This window comes from Chromatiales bacterium (assembly GCA_024234935.1).
Classification (GTDB): Bacteria; Pseudomonadota; Gammaproteobacteria; order Steroidobacterales.
In genome coordinates, this window is record JACKNI010000003.1 from 26,513 (window position 1) to 43,949 (window position 17,437).

General features: G+C 65.1%; 15 protein-coding genes and 1 pseudogene. 1 reads left to right on the forward strand and 15 read right to left on the reverse strand.

Going from position 1 to position 17,437, the window contains the following annotated elements; all coding sequences use genetic code 11:
* Nucleotides 1-21: 21 nt before the first annotated feature.
* The 15 genes from ftsA to mraZ are packed head-to-tail and all read right to left on the reverse strand — an operon-like array spanning nt 22 to nt 16,378.
* Nucleotides 22-1,257 (reverse strand): cell division protein FtsA, encoded by a 1,236-nt coding sequence (gene ftsA, locus H6979_08625; protein ID MCP5139908.1) that lies wholly within the window; start codon nt 1,255-1,257, stop codon nt 22-24.
* The gene (locus tag H6979_08630) at nt 1,250-2,026 is read right to left on the reverse strand and encodes a cell division protein FtsQ/DivIB (GenBank protein MCP5139909.1); all 777 of its coding nucleotides are present in this window, start codon (nt 2,024-2,026) and stop codon (nt 1,250-1,252) included. Before H6979_08630 ends, ftsA begins: the two co-directional genes overlap by 8 nt.
* Nucleotides 2,023-2,982, reverse strand: a complete 960-nt coding sequence (locus H6979_08635) for a D-alanine--D-alanine ligase (GenBank protein ID MCP5139910.1) — start codon at nt 2,980-2,982, stop codon at nt 2,023-2,025. Before H6979_08635 ends, H6979_08630 begins: the two co-directional genes overlap by 4 nt.
* Before the next feature lie 2 nt (nt 2,983-2,984).
* Nucleotides 2,985-3,899, reverse strand: coding sequence for a UDP-N-acetylmuramate dehydrogenase (gene murB / locus H6979_08640; protein ID MCP5139911.1), 915 nt, complete (start codon nt 3,897-3,899; stop codon nt 2,985-2,987).
* Complete coding sequence (gene murC, locus H6979_08645; GenBank protein ID MCP5139912.1) at nt 3,899-5,317, reverse strand: UDP-N-acetylmuramate--L-alanine ligase; 1,419 nt, start codon at nt 5,315-5,317, stop codon at nt 3,899-3,901. Before murC ends, murB begins: the two co-directional genes overlap by 1 nt.
* Nucleotides 5,318-5,321: 4 nt before the next feature.
* Nucleotides 5,322-6,422, reverse strand: a complete 1,101-nt coding sequence (gene murG, locus H6979_08650) for an undecaprenyldiphospho-muramoylpentapeptide beta-N-acetylglucosaminyltransferase (protein ID MCP5139913.1) — start codon at nt 6,420-6,422, stop codon at nt 5,322-5,324.
* On the reverse strand, nt 6,419-7,594 hold the full coding sequence (gene ftsW, locus H6979_08655; protein ID MCP5139914.1) for a putative lipid II flippase FtsW: 1,176 nt from the start codon (nt 7,592-7,594) through the stop codon (nt 6,419-6,421). Before ftsW ends, murG begins: the two co-directional genes overlap by 4 nt.
* Nucleotides 7,591-8,952, reverse strand: a complete 1,362-nt coding sequence (gene murD, locus H6979_08660; protein MCP5139915.1) for a UDP-N-acetylmuramoyl-L-alanine--D-glutamate ligase — start codon at nt 8,950-8,952, stop codon at nt 7,591-7,593. Before murD ends, ftsW begins: the two co-directional genes overlap by 4 nt.
* 14 nt (nt 8,953-8,966) lie before the next feature.
* Complete coding sequence (locus tag H6979_08665; protein MCP5139916.1) at nt 8,967-10,049, reverse strand: phospho-N-acetylmuramoyl-pentapeptide-transferase; 1,083 nt, start codon at nt 10,047-10,049, stop codon at nt 8,967-8,969.
* Nucleotides 10,049-11,440 carry a UDP-N-acetylmuramoyl-tripeptide--D-alanyl-D-alanine ligase gene (gene murF / locus H6979_08670; GenBank protein ID MCP5139917.1) on the reverse strand — a complete coding sequence of 464 codons (1,392 nt, stop codon included), beginning with the start codon at nt 11,438-11,440 and terminating at the stop codon, nt 10,049-10,051. The genes H6979_08665 and murF overlap by 1 nt, the downstream gene beginning before the upstream one ends.
* Nucleotides 11,437-12,942 (reverse strand): UDP-N-acetylmuramoyl-L-alanyl-D-glutamate--2,6-diaminopimelate ligase, encoded by a 1,506-nt coding sequence (locus H6979_08675; protein MCP5139918.1) that lies wholly within the window; start codon nt 12,940-12,942, stop codon nt 11,437-11,439. Before H6979_08675 ends, murF begins: the two co-directional genes overlap by 4 nt.
* On the reverse strand, nt 12,939-14,672 hold the full coding sequence (locus H6979_08680; protein ID MCP5139919.1) for a penicillin-binding protein 2: 1,734 nt from the start codon (nt 14,670-14,672) through the stop codon (nt 12,939-12,941). The genes H6979_08675 and H6979_08680 overlap by 4 nt, the downstream gene beginning before the upstream one ends.
* Nucleotides 14,669-14,893 carry a cell division protein FtsL gene (gene ftsL / locus H6979_08685; protein ID MCP5139920.1) on the reverse strand — a complete coding sequence of 75 codons (225 nt, stop codon included), beginning with the start codon at nt 14,891-14,893 and terminating at the stop codon, nt 14,669-14,671. Before ftsL ends, H6979_08680 begins: the two co-directional genes overlap by 4 nt.
* Nucleotides 14,894-14,943: 50 nt before the next feature.
* A complete protein-coding gene (rsmH, locus tag H6979_08690; protein MCP5139921.1) occupies nt 14,944-15,888 on the reverse strand; it encodes a 16S rRNA (cytosine(1402)-N(4))-methyltransferase RsmH in 945 nt (314 codons plus the stop codon).
* A 34-nt stretch (nt 15,889-15,922) separates the two neighbouring features.
* Nucleotides 15,923-16,378: a division/cell wall cluster transcriptional repressor MraZ gene (mraZ, locus tag H6979_08695; GenBank protein MCP5139922.1), complete on the reverse strand. Its 456-nt coding sequence runs from the start codon at nt 16,376-16,378 to the stop codon at nt 15,923-15,925.
* Nucleotides 16,379-16,811: 433 nt separating this feature from the next.
* On the opposite strand from mraZ, the pseudogene H6979_08700 reads away from it, so the two are divergent.
* Nucleotides 16,812-17,394, forward strand: a pseudogene (locus H6979_08700) (transposase).
* Nucleotides 17,395-17,437 lie beyond the last annotated feature (43 nt).

Here is a 17,437-nt window from a genome sequence, read left to right on the forward strand (position 1 = left end):
GACTGGCGACAACAACAAAAATCAGAAATTCCCCTGGAACCAGCTCTTCATCCGGCCCCAGACCTCACGCAACCCTGCCCCTACCGGTACATCTCCAGCCAGGCGCATCGCCCGGCTCCTTGCGTAGACCAGCAATCCGATTCCCGTCGAGTGAATCGGATTGCGTACCACGTCGCCGAGGCCGCGCACATGCTGTGGCACGCCGAGGCGCACCGGCATGTGAAAGACCTCCTCAGCAAGTTCAACGGCGCCTTCCATCTTGGCGCTGCCGCCGGTCAGCACGATGCCGGCAGCGATCATGTTTTCGCATCCACTGCGCCGCAGTTCGTCCCGGATCAGACCGAACAGCTCCTCGTAGCGTGGCTCCACGACTTCGGCCAGCGTCTGACGGGCCAGCCGGCGCGGCGGACGGTCGCCCACACTCGGCACCTCGATGGTTTCATCAAGGTTGGCCAGCTGCGAAAGCGCGCAGGCGTACTTGATCTTGATCTCTTCCGCGTACTGGGTAGGTGTACGCATCGAGAGGGCAATGTCGTTGGTGACCTGGTCACCGGCGATCGGGATCACTGCCGTATGGCGGATCGCACCATTGTTGAATACCGCGATGTCGGTGGTGCCACCACCGATGTCCACAAGGCAGATGCCAAGCTCTTTCTCGTCATCGGTCAGCACGGCGTAACTCGACGCCAGTTGCTCGAGAACGATGTCCTCGACTTCGAGTCCGCAGCGCTGCACGCACTTGACGATGTTCTGCGCGGCGCTGGCCGCGCCGGTCACCATGTGCACGCGGGCTTCGAGGCGTACGCCGGACATGCCGATAGGCTCCCGGATGCCTTCCTGCCCGTCGATGATGAATTCCTGCGGCAGGACATGGAGGATCTTCTGGTCGGCGGGAATCGCCACGGCGCGCGCCGCATCGATCACCCGGTCGACATCGCTCTGCGTGACCTCACGGTCGCGGATCGCCACGATGCCGTGCGAATTCAGGCTGCGCACATGGCTGCCGGCTATGCCGGCATAGACCTGGCTGATATCGCAACCGGCCATGAGTTCGGCTTCCTCGATGGCGCGCTGTATCGAGATCACCGTGGACTCGATGTTGACGACCACACCTTTCTTCAGCCCCTTCGAGGGATGCATGCCGAAGCCGATCACTTCGACCTGGCCGTCGTCCTGCAACTCACCCACAATCGCGACCACCTTCGAGGTGCCGATATCGAGGCCGACGATGATGTGCTTGTCGTCCTTCCTAGGCATTGGGTGACTTTTCCCCGGCGGCGCGCTCATGCTTCCAGCCCACCGCAAAACCGTTCGTGTAACGCATGTCGATGTAGTTCACGTCGGCCGCAACCGCGGCGACGACCGAATCCAGCGCTTCAAAGAAGCGCGCCAGGCGGATATCGGTATCCTGCGATCCGAGCCGTACCTGGATGCCGTTGCTCAGGCGCATTGACCAGGCGCCGCGCTTGTCCAGCTCAAGGGCCGCAAGCGCCAGTCCGCGATGTACCAGCTGCTCCTGGATGGCAACGTAGCGCGCCGCGACCTCGGCTTCCGTACCCTCGGGTCCGCTGAGCCGGGGCAGTCCGGCGGGGATGTGGTCGGCATCGCTGACGAACAGACGCCCCTGCGGATTGAGAAGACCGTGCTCGTTCCAGCGTGCGGCCGGCTGCTCCTCGGTTACCGTGACATCCAGGGTGCCGGGCCACTTGCGGCTCACGCGCGCAGTGGCAACCCAGGGCACCGCGGCCAGCTGCTGCTGCACCACGTCGAGCGGCGTGGCCAGAAAACCCTGACCCATATAGGGACGCAGCAGCGATTCGAGGCGATCAGCCGAGACGCGCTCGAATTCGCCATTGATCACCACCTGCTCGACCGGACGGTTCAGCAGCCAGCGGCCGGCGAGCAGAGCGCCTCCGGCGAGCAGCAGCACGCCGAGTACGCTCGTGATCCGCACCCAGGGGATCACCGGGAGCCTGATCCGCGGCTCGCTGCGGCGCTTGCGGTTACGACGGCTCAAGAGGCTCATTGCGATCCCTCCGCAAGCGGCGCGAAGCTCGTTTCAAGAATTCGCCAGACCAGGTCATCGAAGCCGGTACCGGCGGCGGCAGCGGCCATCGGTACGAGGCTGTGGCTGGTCATGCCGGGTACGGTATTGATTTCGAGCACCAGCGGCCCGACCAGCGGGGCCACCATGATGTCCACACGTCCCCAGCCTTCGGCACCGACCGCCGTGAAAGCGGCGCGGGCCACTTCGGCGAGCTCGCGTTCCTCCGCAGGGACCAGACCACAGGGGCACAGGTAGCGCGTCTCGTCGCTGAAGTACTTGGCCTGGTAGTCGTAAAACACGCCGTCGGTCTGGATGCGGATCAGCGGCAGGACTTCATCGTGCAGCACGGCTGCCGTGTACTCCGGCCCGCTCACCCATTCTTCGGCGAAGACCTCGCAGTTGAATCCGGCGGCAAGCTGCCAGGCTCCGGCCAGCTGCTCGACGCGGCTGACCTTGCTCATGCCGATGCTGGAGCCCTCGGCCGAAGGCTTGACCATCAGCGGCAAGCCGAGCTGCCCGGCCGCCTCGACCAGGTCCGCTTCATTGCGGATCACGCAGTAGCGCGGCGTGGGCAGACCGGCGCCCTGCAAGAGACGCTTGGTGCGCAGCTTGTCCATGCTGATCGCCGAACCCAACACGCCCGAGCCGGTGAAAGGCAGGCCCAGGAAGGACAGCAGCCCCTGCAGGGTGCCATCCTCACCGCCCCGGCCATGCAGGGCGATCCACACCCGGTCGTAGCCGCCGGCAGACAGCCGGCTGACGAGATCACGACCGCAGGCGTCCAGCGGCTCGGCAGCCACACCTTTATTAATGAGTGCCTTGAGCACTGCCTCACCGGTGAGCAGCGAGATCTCCCGCTCGGCAGAATCGCCGCCCATCAGCACGACGACGCGTCCGAATGCGGCGGGGTCGGTGATGCGCGGGTAGCTGGCCATGCTCAGACCCCCTCCGCCCCGGCGTGGCCGGCAGCCGGCTCACCGATGATCTGCACTTCCGGCTCGAGCCGTACGCCATGCCGGCTCTCAACCGTGGCCTGCACCTTCAGGATCAGGTTCTCGATGTCGGCCGCCGTCGCGCCGCCGGTGTTGATGATGAAATTGGCGTGCTTCGGCGAGACCTGCGCCCCGCCGATGCGGGCCTCCTTGAGGCCGGCTGTCTCGATGAGCCGCGCCGCATGGTCGCCGGGAGGATTCTTGAACACCGAACCGCAGCTCGGCAGCCCGAGCGGCTGACTGGCCTTGCGCTCGGCGATCAGCGTCTGCATGCGCGCCCCGGCAGCCTGGTAGTTCTCCTCGAACTGCATGCGGGCGGCGAGAAACCACTCGTCCGCGGGCTTCTGTACATGCCGGTAGCCGACTTCGTAGGCGTCACGGCTGCGGGTATGCACCACGCCGCGCCGGTCGAGTACATCGACCTCGATGACGCTGTTCCAGGTTTCTCCACCAAAGGCACCTGCGTTCATGCGCAGCGCACCGCCAACGCTGCCGGGAATGCCGGCAAAGAATTCCGCGGGGCCAAGCTGCCAGCGACCGCATTGCCGGGCCACGACCGTACACGCCACGCCCGCTTCCGCTTCGACGACGCCGCCGCCGAGATTGCGCAGTTCACAGAGTGCCTGGCTGGTCGCGATGACGACGCCGCGAATGCCACCATCCCTGACGAGAAGGTTGCTTCCGAAGCCAACCCAGTAAACCGGCGTGCTCGCATCAAGACCGCGAAAAAATTCCAGAAGTTCAGCGCGACAACGCGGCGCATGATACACGTCTGCGGGGCCGCCGACTCGCCATGTCGTATGTTTCGACATCAACTCGTCGCGCAACAATTTGCCCGGGCGTTCTTTCTTCATCGTCATCACATCGCACCACCCGTGTGCAACGTTGTCTGCTCGCCGTACTGCTCGCGAAGCTGCAGCGCCATCGCACCGATGTTGCCGGCGCCAAGCGTCAGCAGCACGTCACCGGACTCAAGCACGCCGGCCAGCAACTCGTTCAGTTCATCGATATGCGGGACGAATACCGGTTCGATCTGCCCGCGGCTGCGGATGGCCCGGCAGATGGCGCGTCCGTCAGCATTGGCGATCGGCGCTTCACCGGCGGCATAGACTTCCGTGACGAGCAGGCGATCGGCCACCGACAGCGCCTCGGCAAAATCATCGAGCAGATCGCGGGTTCTCGTGTAGCGGTGCGGCTGGAAAGCGACGACCAGCCGGCGTTCCGGCCAGGCCTGGCGTGCCGCTTCGATGGTGGCGGCGATCTCGGTCGGATGGTGGCCGTAGTCATCGACCAGCGTCACGCTGTGGCCAGCGATCACGATATCGCCGAGCATCTGCAGGCGACGGTCGACGCCCTCAAAGCTCGCAAGTGCCTGCTGGCAGGCCGCATCGTCGAGCTCAAGGTCGCAGGCAATGGCCACCGCGGCGAGCGCGTTCAGGACGTTGTGCCGGCCGGGCAGATTGAGCACGACCTGCAGGGGCGGTGCCGGTGCCGGGCGCACGACGGTAAAGCGGGAACGCAAGCCTTCGCGGACCAGGTTTTCCGCGCGTACATCGGCCTCGGGCGAGAAGCCATAGCTCAGGGTGGCCCGGTGGAGGTCCGGCAGGATCGCGCGCACGCCCGGATCGTCGATACACACGACAGCCAGGCCATAGAAGGGCAGATTGTGCAGGAACTCGACAAAGGTCTGACGCAGACGTCCGACGTCCCCGCCGTATGTGCCGAGATGATCGTTGCCGATATTGGTGACCACGGCCACCATCGGCTGCAGATGGATGAACGACGCATCGCTCTCGTCGGCTTCGGCAACCAGATAGCGGCCGGCACCGAGTCGCCCGTTCGAGTCGGCGCTCTTCAGCCGCCCGCCGATGACAAAAGTCGGATCCTGGCCGGCTTCGGCCAGCACGCTCGCGATCAGACTCGTGGTCGTGGTCTTGCCATGGCTGCCGGAGACGGCAATCGCATGCCGGAAGCGCATCAGTTCGGCGAGCATCTCGGCACGCCGGACCACCGGCTTGCGGCTGGCGTGCGCCGCCAGCACTTCCGGATTGTCGGCGGCAACCGCGCTGGAGGTCACCACGACATCGGCATCCGCGACCTGCCCGGCACGATGGCCGATATGCACGAGCGCGCCGAGCCGCGTGAGCCGCCGGGTGACAGCTGACTCGCGCAGGTCGGAGCCCTGCACGGCATAACCCAGGTTGAGCAGCACCTCGGCGATACCGCCCATGCCGACGCCGCCGATGCCGACCAGATGTATGCGATTGATCCGGCGCATGCGGTCACGCATTGCTGCGCCTCCTGGCCAGACTGAGGGCCAGGCAGCGGGCCACGATATCGGCAGTCGCATCGGGCATCGCCTGTGCACGCGCCAGCTGTGCCTGTTTCAGCACCAGTCCCGGGTCGCCGATATGCCGTTGCAGCTCCGCGGCCAGGCGCTCCGCATCGAGTTCGTCCTGCGGGATCAGCGTGGCAGCACCCGCGTTGACCAGATACGCCGCGTTCCGGGTCTGGTGATCGTCCACTGCAGCCGGATACGGCACGAGGATTGCGCCGACTCCGGCAGCCGCCAGTTCGGCGATCGTCAGGGCGCCCGAGCGGGCGATCACGAGATCAGCCCAGCCATAGGCTTCGGCCATATCGGCAATGAAGGTCTGCAGATGCGCCCGCACACCCGCGCGGCGATAGGCGACTTCGGCCACACCGTAAGTATTCTCGCCGGTCTGATGACGGATCTCCGGACGCTCGGCTTCGGGGAGCAGCGCCACGGCCGGCCCGACCACCGCATTCAGCGCCTGGGCACCCTGGCTGCCACCGAGCACCAGCAGGCGGAGTGGGCCCGAACGACCGCGCAGGCGCAGTTCGGGCGCCGGCAGCATGGCGATGTCGTGACGGACGGGATTGCCGGTCACGCGGGTCTTGATGCTGGCAGAAAAACTGCCCGGGAAGGCTTCAAGCACTTCCCGGGCAAAGTTCGCCAGAAGACGATTGGTAAGACCCGCGACAGCATTCTGTTCATGGATGACGAGTGGTATGCGCAGCAACCAGCTGGCGAGACCACCCGGCCCCGCCGTGTAGCCGCCCATGCCGAGCACCAGCTTCGGGCGCCGGCGGCGCAGGATGCGCAGTGCTTCAACGACTGCCAGCATGATCTGCAGCGGCCCCATCAGCCAGGCGCCGAGGCCGCGACGACGCAAGCCCTTGACGCGCACGCGCTCCAGCTCAATGCCCTCGGCCGGCACCAGCCGGGCCTCGATGCCGAGCTCGGTGCCCAGCCAGACGACGGGTTCGTTCCGCTCGCGCAGGGCGCGTGCCACGGCAAGCGCCGGGAATACATGTCCACCGGTGCCGCCTGCCATGATGAGGATCGGTGCCGGCTTCATCGCGCCACCCGCCCGTTGACCCGGCGCTTTGCGGCACTCGCAATACCGCGGTTCTCGAGATCGATACGCAGCAGCAGGCCGAGCGCGGCCAGCGTCACCAGCAGGCTGCTCCGGCCGTAACTCACCAGCGGCAGCGTCAGCCCCTTGGTGGGCAGCACGCCCATGTTCACGCCGAGATTGATGGCGGCCTGCATGGCCAGCCAGATACAGAGTCCGAAGGCCACGTAAGCCTGGAAGAAGTGCTCGCGCACGGCGGCCACCCGCGAGATGACCATGGCCCGCCAGATCAGCAGCACGTAGAGCAGGATCATCACCAGACTGCCGATCAGGCCAAACTCTTCGGCGATCACGGCGAAGATGAAGTCCGTATGCGCCTCCGGCAGATAAAAAAGCTTCTGCACGCTGGCGCCCAGGCCGAGGCCCGTCCATTCGCCGCTGCCGATCGCGATCAGTGACTGGGTAAGCTGAAAACCGTCGCCATAGGGATCAGCCCATGGATCCCAGAAGCCGGTGAGGCGCTTCATGCGATAGGGCGAGAACTTGGCGAGCAGCGCAAAACCGAGCACGACCGGTCCCAGCGTCAGGCCCACATCACGCAGCCGGGCACCGGCCAGGAACATCACGGTGAAGGAAATACCGATCAGCAGGACGGCGGAACCGAAATCGGGTTGTGCAAGCAGCAGGGCCGCAGCAAGGCCGACGATCACCAGCGGCTTCATGAAACCGAAGAAACTGCCGCGAATCTCCTCGCTGCGACGTACCGCATAGTCGGCGACATAGATCAGCAGCATCAGGCGGACCGGTTCACTGACCTGCATGATGTTGATGCCGGCAATGTTGAGCCAGCGCGTGCTGCCGTTGGCGGTGCGACCGAGGCCCGGCAGCAGCACCATGACGAGCAACAGGATGGCGACACCGGCCAGCCACGGGCCGAGGCGCTGCCACACCCGCGTCGGAACCTTCGCCATGCCCCAGGCGGCAGCAAGCCCCATCGTTGCAGCCACGATCTGTCGCTCGAAGAAATAGAAAGCATCGCCGTGCTGGCGATCGCCCAGCGCAATCGAGGCCGAGGCCACCATCAGCAGACCAACCGCGAGCAGGATCCCCACCACGCTCAGGAGAATCATGTCGGGCCGGCTCTGTCCCGGCGCGGCACCATGCGTTGCGCTCATGCCTGTGCCTCCTGCACGCCGAGTACCGCAGCGCGGAAGGCGTCACCGCGTGCGCCGTAGTCGCGGTACATGTCGAGACTGCTGCAGGCCGGGGCCAGCAGCACAGTCCAGCCCGGCCTCGCGACCGCACGCGCCTCGCTTGCGGCTGCCGGCATGTCGTCGACCAGCCTGACCGGACATACGCCGTGCAAGGCGGTCGCCAGCAGTTCGCGATCACGGCCCAGCAATATCGCCACGCACTCGCGGCCCCGCAATACATCGGCCAGCGTCGCGAAACTTGCACCCTTGCCGTCGCCACCGGCGATCAGCACCAGCGGGCCGTCGAGACTGCTGATGCTCGCCACCGCGGCGCCGACATTGGTGGCCTTTGAATCGTCGATCCAGGTCACCCCGTCGCGGCAGGCAACCACCGCCATCCGGTGCGGCAGCGGCCGGTAGTTGCGCAGGCCAGGCACTAGCGTTGCCGGCTCCAGTCCGAGCGCAGCACCCAGGGACAGCGCTGCCAGCGCGTTCGAGATGTTGTGCCGGCCGGTGAGCTTCAGTTCCGTCACCGGCAGCAAGGCTTCATCACCGCGGGCCAGCCAGCTGCCGTCCAGCCGCTGCAGCAGACCAAACTCACCGTCGCCAGGCGCACCGAGCCCGAAGCTGATGACCGGAACGCCGGCTGGCACGAGAGTCCTTAGTGCCGGCTCGTCACGGTTCAGTACCGCGACCTTGCAATGCGCGTAGACACGGGCCTTGGCCGCCGTATAACCGGCCATATCGCCGTGGATATCGAGATGATCCGGCGAGACATTCAGCAGAACTGCCGCTGCCGCATCGATCGGCTGGCTGCGCTCGAGCTGAAAGCTCGACAGCTCCAGCACATATACCTGTGTTTCCACATCGAGCAGATCGAGCGACGGGATACCGAGATTGCCGCCGACGCCGACCCGCAGACCAGCGGCGGCAAGCATCTCGCCGAGCATCGAGGTCACGGTGCTCTTGCCGTTCGAGCCGGTGATGGCCACGATCGGCGCACGCGCCTCGCCGACAAAGAGATCGATATCGCTCAGCACGGGGATGCCGCGCCGACGCGCGTCCTGCAGCAGCGGCAGCTGCAGGTCCACGCCGGGTGACACCACCACCCGCGCGACATGCGCCGGGAGCTTCAGCGGAATCTGGCCGGTATGTGTTTCCACGCCCGGCATCGCCGTACGGATTGCGGAGAGCCCCGGCGGCGCGGCGCGCGTATCGGCAAATACCGCTGTCACACCACGGTCGGCAAGGTAACGGGCGCAGGCAGCGCCGGTCCCGCCCATGCCCAGCACGAACACCGGCCCCGTCGCTTGCGCCTGTCCACTGTACTGCGGACTCATTACTGCGGCCCCCATCACCGGATCTTCAGACTCGACAGCCCGACCAGTACCAGCACCACGGTCACGATCCAGAAGCGCACGATGACTTTTGGTTCGGCCCAGCCCTTGAGTTCAAAGTGATGGTGCAGCGGGGCCATGCGGAAAATGCGCTTGCCGGTCATCTTGAAAGAGGCCACCTGCATCATCACCGAGACAGTCTCGGCGACGAACACGCCGCCCATGATCAGCAGCACCACTTCCTGGCGCACGACCACTGCCACCGCACCGAGCGCGCCGCCCAGAGCCAGTGCGCCGATGTCGCCCATGAAGACCTGGGCCGGATAGGTGTTGAACCAGAGAAAGCCGAGCCCGGCGCCGGCCAGCGCCGCGCAGAAAACGAACAGCTCGCCGGCCCCGGCTATATAAGGAATGCCGAGGTAGCGGGAAAAAATCGCATTGCCGGCCACCCAGGCAAATACGCCGAGTGCGCCGCCGACCAGCACCGTCGGCATGATCGCCAGGCCGTCCAGACCATCGGTGAGATTCACCGCGTTGCTGCTGCCGACGATGACCAGACAGACAAAAGGCACGAAGAGCCAGCCGAGCGGAATGGAAATATCCTTCAGGTAGGGAATCAGCAGTGCAGTCGACTGCGGCGCATCGGCATGCCGGTAAAGCGCGACACCCACGATGATGGCGATCAGCAGCTGCCAGAAAAGTTTCTTCCCGGCCGACAGGCCCTTCGGATCACGCAGCACGAGCTTGCGGTAGTCATCGACGAAACCGATCAGGCCATAGCAAAAGGTCACGCCGATCACGACCCAGACGAACAGGCTGCGCAGATCGGCCCACAACAGCGTGCTGAAGATGATCGCGAGCAGGATCAGCGCCCCGCCCATGGTCGGCGTACCGGCTTTCTGCAGGTGGGTCTGCGGACCGTCCTGGCGAACGGTCTGGCCGATCTGCCGCAGGGTCAGGCGACGGATCAGCGGTGGACCAAGAAACAGCGACAGCGCCAGTGCCGTCAGCGCGCCGAGAATCGCGCGCATCGTCAGATAGGTGAAGACGTTGAAGCCCGACACGTAGCCCTTCAGGCCTTCTGCCAGCAGCAGCAGCATCAGTGCACCCCCGCCGTATCGCCACGCCCGGTGACCAGCTGCACCAGGCGCTCAAGCCCCGCGCTGCGTGAACCCTTGACGAGCAGATGGACGTCTGCAGTCATCCGGGGCCGCAGGACCTCGGCAAGTTCGGTGACATCGGCGTACCAGCGAGCGTCCGGGCCGAAGCCTTCAGCGGCCGGTCGCGTCAGCTCACCGACACAGTAAAAGCGGTCGATGCCGCTCTGTGCCGCCAGCACACCAACCTCGCGGTGCAGGGCTGCCGCATCCGGACCGAGTTCAGCCATTCCGCCGAGAACCAGCCAGCGCTGCCCGTCGAGACCGGCGAGAAACTGTATGGCCGCGGCGACCGAACCCGGATTGGCGTTGTAGCTGTCATCGAAGATCGTGCTGCCGGCCGGACCGGGTTCGGCGCGCAGGCGACCGGCGACGTTCGCCATCTGCGCCAGGCCATCGCGCACTGCCTGCAGGCTGGCCCCGGCGGCGAGCGACGCGGCCGCTGCGGCCAGCGCGTTGCGCACGTTATGGCCACCGGACATCGGCAGTTCAACCGGTATCCCGGCGGTCGGCGTGAGCAGCCGGAAACCGAGGCTCCGCACGCCGGAAGCCTGCACCTCGACGGCGCGATAGTCCGCCTCCGGCGACAGGCCGAATGAACGATAGCTGATGTCCTTGCGAAGGCTGCGCCAGTAACCGTAGAAAGGGTCATCCCGGTTGATGATGGCGATGCTCCCGGCAGGCAGACCCGCAAACAGCTCGCCCTTCGCCTCGGCAACATCCTTGAGGGTGCCGCCGAATCCGCCCAGATGTGCCGGCCCGGCATTGGTAATGATGGCCACCGTGGGCGCGGCTATCGCAGCCAGTCGGGCAATCTCGTGTTTTGCGCTTGCGCCCATCTCGATCACCGCAGCGCGGTGACTTTCGCGCATCCACAGCAGCGTGATGGGTACACCGATGTGGTTGTTCAGATTACCCCAGGTCACCAGCACACCGGCATCGTCGCCGGGACCGGCAAAGTGCGTGCGCAGTATGGTGCCGACCATTTCCTTGACGGTGGTCTTGCCGTTGCTGCCGGTCACTGCAACGAGCGGCAGGCTGAAACGCTTGCGCCACATCGTTGCGAAGCTGCGCAGTGCTTCGCCCGCGTCCGCCACATGTATCTGCGGCAGATCGATCGACTGTCGCTCCTCGATGACAACGCCGGCGGCGCCGGCCGCCGCGGCATCGCGGGCAAACTCCGCCGCGTTGTGCCGCACGCCACGCAGGGCGAAGAACAACTGGCCCGGCTCCAGGCTGCGGCTGTCGGTACTCACCGAATCAAAACCCGCATCAGTGCCGATCAGCGTGCCGCCTACCGCCTCTGCAACCATGCCGAGCGTACCCATGGTCATGCACCCGGCCCCTGCTGCGCGACAGACAGCGCCGCGGCAGCGACCGCCACATCGGAAAACGGCAGGCTCGCACCGGCCACGATCTGTGTCTGCTCATGGCCCTTGCCGGCAATCAGGATCGCGTCGCCGGGAGCGGCCAGGTGTATGGCCCGCCGGATGGCTGCCGCACGGTCCGGTATCACCTGCACCGCCGTGCCGGATCCCGCGCCGGCAAGAATGTCGTCGATGATCTGCCGTGAATCCTCGTCACGGGGATTGTCGTCCGTGATGATCACGTGGTCGGCAAGTTCGACCGCCACGCTGCCCATGAGCGCACGCTTGCCGCGGTCACGGTTGCCACCGCAGCCGAACACGCACCAGAGCTGGCCGCTGCAGTGCGCGCGAATCGCCGCCAGCGCCTTGCGCAGCGCATCGGGCGTGTGTGCAAAATCAACCAGCACGGCCGGCTGACCGGCGGATGCAGGAACAAGCTGCATGCGCCCCGGCGGCGCCGTGCAGTCCGCGAGGGCGGCGACGACACGATCGAGCGGCCAGCCTTCGGCCAGCAGTATGCCCGCGGCCAGCAGCAGATTTTCGGCATTGAAGCGGCCCCAAAGACGGCTGCCGAGCCGTGCCGTACCGAAATCACCGCGGAGATCCAGCACCAGACCATCGGCACCGGTCTGCACCAGCTCGGCGCGCAGCTTCGCCGCCGGATTGCCGTCCATGCTCACACCCAGACAAGCGGTTTCGGGTGGCAGCGAAGCCGCCAGTGTCCTGCCGAAGGGGTCGTCGAGGTTTATCACCGCTGTGCGCGCGCCAGCGCGGAACAACCGCGCCTTGGCATCGGCATAGTGCTGCGGATCGCGGTGATAATCGAGGTGATCGCGGCCGAGGTTGCTGAACGCGACAGTACTGAAATGCACGCCGTCGACGCGATGCTGATCGAGCGCATGCGAAGATACCTCGAGCACCGCATGGCGGGCGCCTGCGTCAGCCAGTTCGCGCAACTGGCGATGCAGCGTAATGCAGCCCGGTGTGGTCAACGCGCCCGCACGCACTTCAATGCCCAGCCCGTGACCGAGCGTACCCATGTAGCCCGCCGACTCGCCGAGCTTGCCGAGCGCCTGGGTCACCAGCCATGCCGTGGTCGTCTTGCCGTTGGTGCCGGTGATGCCGGTGACGGCAATTGCGGCAGACGGCGAGGCAAAGAAACGGTTGGCAATCTCGCCCAGCCGCTGGCCGAGATGCGGTACGGGAAAGCCACAGACGTCGGCCGGCAGTACCGGCTCCTGTACATCGACATCCGGTTCCCAGGCAATGGCGGACGCACCCTCGGCCAGCACCTGATCGATGAATTCGAGGCCGTGGTGCGTGTTCCCCCGACAGGCGAGAAACAGCCCGTCCCGGCTCACACTGCGACTCTCCGTGCTGATATCGGCAACTTCGCGCTGCGGCACCTCTACCCCGAAGCCGTCGAACAGTGTGTGCAGATCCATGTCCTTGCTGATCACCAGATTCATGGCTGGTTTGCGGCCAGCGTCGTCGGACGCGGCACTTCATCCGCAGGCTTGCCATCGGGTGGAACGGCAAAGATGCGGAGCGCACCCGCGGCAATGGTGGAAAAGACCGGTGCGGCAACGTCGCCGCCGTAGTAGGCCGCTCCTTGTGGATCATCCACCACCACGACGATGGCGAAGCGGGGATCATCAACCGGCGTGATGCCGGCGAATACCGCGGTATGCCGATCGTCGGAATAACCGCTGGCGGTGAGCTTGCGCGCGGTCCCGGTCTTGCCAGCCACCCGGTAACCCGTCACTGCGGCCTTCACCCCGGTACCCTCTTCGCCGACAACCTGCTCGAGCATCGTCAGCAGGTCGCGTGCAACCTGTGCGCTCACGACCCGGCGGGCAATCGGCGCCTGGGAAATGCGCACCAGCGATACCGGCCGCTGCAGCCCTCCCGCGCCGAATACGGCATAGGCCTGGGCGAGTTGCAGCGGGGTTATGGACAGGCCGTAGCCGTAGCCCAGCGTGGCCTGCCCGATCGGCCGCCAGCTCTGGTATGGGGCCAGCACGCCGGCTGATTCACCCGGAAAACCGCTGCTGGTCAGCCGGCCCACGCCGAAGCGGCTGAGCGTGTTCCATAGCGAGTCCTTGTCGAGCTGCATGACCACGTGGACGATGCCGACGTTGCTCGACTTGGCGAGGATCGTGCCGAGACTGATACGGCCGAAGTTCCGGTGATCCTCGATGTGCTTGCTGCCAATCTGGATGAACCCGGGACTGGTATCCACCTGGCTCTGCGCATTGAAGCGCCCGCTGTCGAGTGCCGCTGCAACAATCAGCGGCTTGAAGGTCGACCCCGGCTCGATGATGTCGGTGATGGCGCGATTGCGGAACAGCGCGGGCTTGAGCTGGCTGCGGTCATTCGGATTGTAGGCCGGCTGGTTGACGTCAGCGAGCACTTCGCCGGTTGTGACATCGATGACGACTGCCGAAGCCGAAGCCGCGTGATACTGCTGAACGGCCGCCTTGAGCGCACGATAGGCAAAGTACTGGATGCGCAGGTCGATCGAGGTCACCAGATCACCGCCTGGCTGCGGCGGCTCGATACTCTCGACATCCTCGATCACCCGGCCCAGCCGGTCGCGCAGCACGCGCTTCTTGCCCGGAATGCCCTGCAGCCAGTTGTTGAACGCGAGCTCCAGCCCTTCCTGGCCCCGGTCATCGATGTTGGTAAAGCCGAGGAGATGGCCGGTCACTTCGCCGGCCGGATAGTAGCGACGGTACTCACGCAGCAGATGCACACCCGGAATCTGCAGGGCGTCGACCGCCGCCGCCTCGGCCGGATTCATGTGGCGCTTCAGATAGACGAATTCCTTGCGCACATTGCGGGTAAGGCGTGCGGTGAGTTCGCCACCATTCATCTTCAGCAGGCGGGCCAGCCCGGGGATTTTCTCCGGCGACTCGAGGAGCTGCGGGGGATTCACCCACACACTGTCGACCGGCGTACTGACAGCCAGCGGCACCCCGTTCCGGTCCTTGATAACACCGCGCGTGGCCGAAAGCGTGGCGACCCGCAGATGTCGTGCGGCCGCCTGGGCATTCAGGAATTCGGTATTGAACACCTGCAGATGCACGGCGCGCGCGACCAGTCCGCCCACCGACAGCATCAGCAATGCAGCGACGAACCACATGCGCCAGATGAAGCTGCGCAGGGCGGGCTTCTGCTGCCTGTCCGTTCCGCTCATCGCCCCGTGACCTCGATGCCGCGCGGATCAGGCATGTGCATCGCCAGCTTGTCGCGGGCCACGGTCTCGACGCGCGGATAGCTCGCCTGGGTGCTCTGTTCGATCTGCAGCCGGCCCCAGTCCATCTCGAGGCGATCGCGCTCCGCGGTCAGCGCCTGCAACTCGACGAACAGCTTGCGCGACTTGTGCTTGGCATAAACCGCAGCCACTGCCGACACCATCACGGCAGCAGCCAGCGTCGCGCAAATCGCCCGGCTGCGATCCGCCGGGGTCACCGGAGCTTCTCCGCCGTGCGCAACACCGCACTCCGTGCCCGCGGGTTCTCTCGCAACTCGGCCTCGCCCGCCGTCACGGCCCGACTCAGTAGTTTCAGCGTGGGCAATGCCGACTCGGGGACAACCGGCACGTCGCGCAACGCCGGATCCACACGCGAGTGGTCACGCAGAAAGCGCTTCACGATGCGGTCCTCGAGCGAATGGAAGCTGATGACACAGAGTCGCCCGCCCACAGCCAGCGCCGCGACTGCGCCACGCAGTCCGGCCTCCAGCTCTTCGAGCTCGCCGTTGATGAAGATGCGGATCGCCTGGAAGCTGCGGGTCGCGGCATGCCGGCCGGGTTCGCTGCGGATGACGCCGGAAATGATTCCGGCCAGCTGTGCGGTGCGCAAGACGGGCTCAACCTCGCGTGCGGCACAGATCGCGCGGGCGATGCGCCGCGAAGCACGCTCTTCGCCATAGCGCCAGAGCACGCTGGCAATATCCGACTCACTGGCGGTGTTGATCCAGTCCGCTGCAGACCGGCCGCTCGAAGGATCCATGCGCATGTCGAGCGGACCATCAGCGCGAAAACTGAAACCGCGGGCCGGATCATCGAGCTGTGGCGATGAAACGCCGATGTCGAGCAGAATGCCGTGTATGCAGCCAAGGTACCCCTGCTCCTCCAGCACTGCGCGCAGCTGCGAAAACCCTGTCTGCCGGATGCTGAAGCGCTGATCGGCTGCCTGCAGTGCGTTGCCCGCCGCGACAGCTTCCGGATCGCGATCCAGCGCCAGCAGCCTTCCATCCGGCCCCAGCTGTGCGAGGATGGCCCGCGCGTGCCCCCCGCGCCCGAAAGTAGCGTCGACATAGAGGCCATCAGCCCGGATGGCCAAATAACGAAGCACCTCGTCCAGCAGGACAGGTACATGTGAAATCACCCCAGCACCCCGCGTCTTCATCAGGACGCGTTTGTTTGCGTTTTCGACGTCGTCCCTACAGCGAAAGCGACTCAAGCTCCGCCGGCAGGCCGAGTCCGTCCCCTGTCTCGTCGGTCAGCCAGCTGTCCCGACGTTCGTTCCAGCGCGCCTCGTCCCAAAGCTCGAACTTGTTGCCCTGCCCGATCAGCATCGCCTGGCGTTCAAGACCGGCAAACTCACGCAGCTCGCGTGGAATCAGCACTCGCCCATGACCATCGACTTCAAGTTCGCTGGCGTAACCAACCATCAGTCGCTGCAAACGCCGCGTGCTCTTGTTGAAGCTCGACAGGCGCATGAGCTTGCGCTCGATCTCTTCCCAGTCCGGCAGCGGGTAAATCAGCAGGCAGTGGTCCTGGTCCACGGTACAAATCAGGTGTCCGGCACAACGAGCTGCCAGCCGGTCGCGATAGCGCGCCGGGACAGCCAGCCGGCCCTTGGCATCAAGGGTGATTTGAGTTGCTCCACGGAACACTGCCGTCAGGGCCTTTTGGCCCCTTTTCTCCCACTACATGCCACTTCGCTCCACTATAGGTTTGAGCCGCACATGCGTCAACACAAGTGGCAAAAAAAAGCACAAGCGACAGGGGCTTAGCGCATGAAAACAAGACTCCGCCATGGATCCGGAGCCGAGGTCGTTTCGGAAATCATGGGCTTAGGGGGCGTTTCTCGCGGCGATCTCAAGACCAGTTGCGAGCGCAGGGCGAAGCATCGGCCACCCGTCGGCGAGGCGCTGGCCGGGGAATCCGCGCAAACAGCGGTGGGGACAGGCCTATTTCTGCTCCGGAACGGGCAGCAAGGAGAAATCATATAACTGCGTCACGGGCGCGGGGGGCTGGGTAATCCCCCCGGAATTTAGCTGAAGCCAGAAGTGGAATTTTCTCGTAATCTGAGTCGAGGAGATTCCCGTGAAGAAATCGCGATTTACCGACAGCCAGATCATTGGCGTTTTGAAGCAGGCGGAGGCCGGTAGCCCGGTCCCGGAGCTGTGCCGGACGCATGGCATCAGCAGCGCCACGTTCTACAAGTGGCGGGCAAAGTACGGCGGCCTGGATGTGCCGATGATGTCCCGGATCAAGGAGCTGGAGGAAGAGAACCGGCGCTTGAAGAAGATGTACGCCGAGGTACAGATGCGGGCCGAGATCATGAAGGAGGCCCTCACAAAAAAATGGTGAGGCCATCTCAGCGGCGTGAGATGGCCAGATGGGCGGTCAAGGCTCGCGGGGCCCGCGTTCGCCAGCCTTGCGGGACTGGGCGCGGAACCGCGGTATCCACCTCGAACACATCCAGCCCGGGAAGCCGCAGCAGAATGCCTACGTTGAACGCTATAACCGCACCGTGCGTTACGACTGGCTGAGCCAGACCTTGTTCGAGTCCATCAACGACGTCCGGGAATCAGCTACCCGCTGGCTCTGGACTTACAACCACGAGCGTCCGAATATGGCCATCGGCGGCATCACCCCGATACAGAAACTGGCGATGGCCGCTTAGCTCCACTTCTGCCAAGAGCTAATAAAGGGGGGATTACCATAAA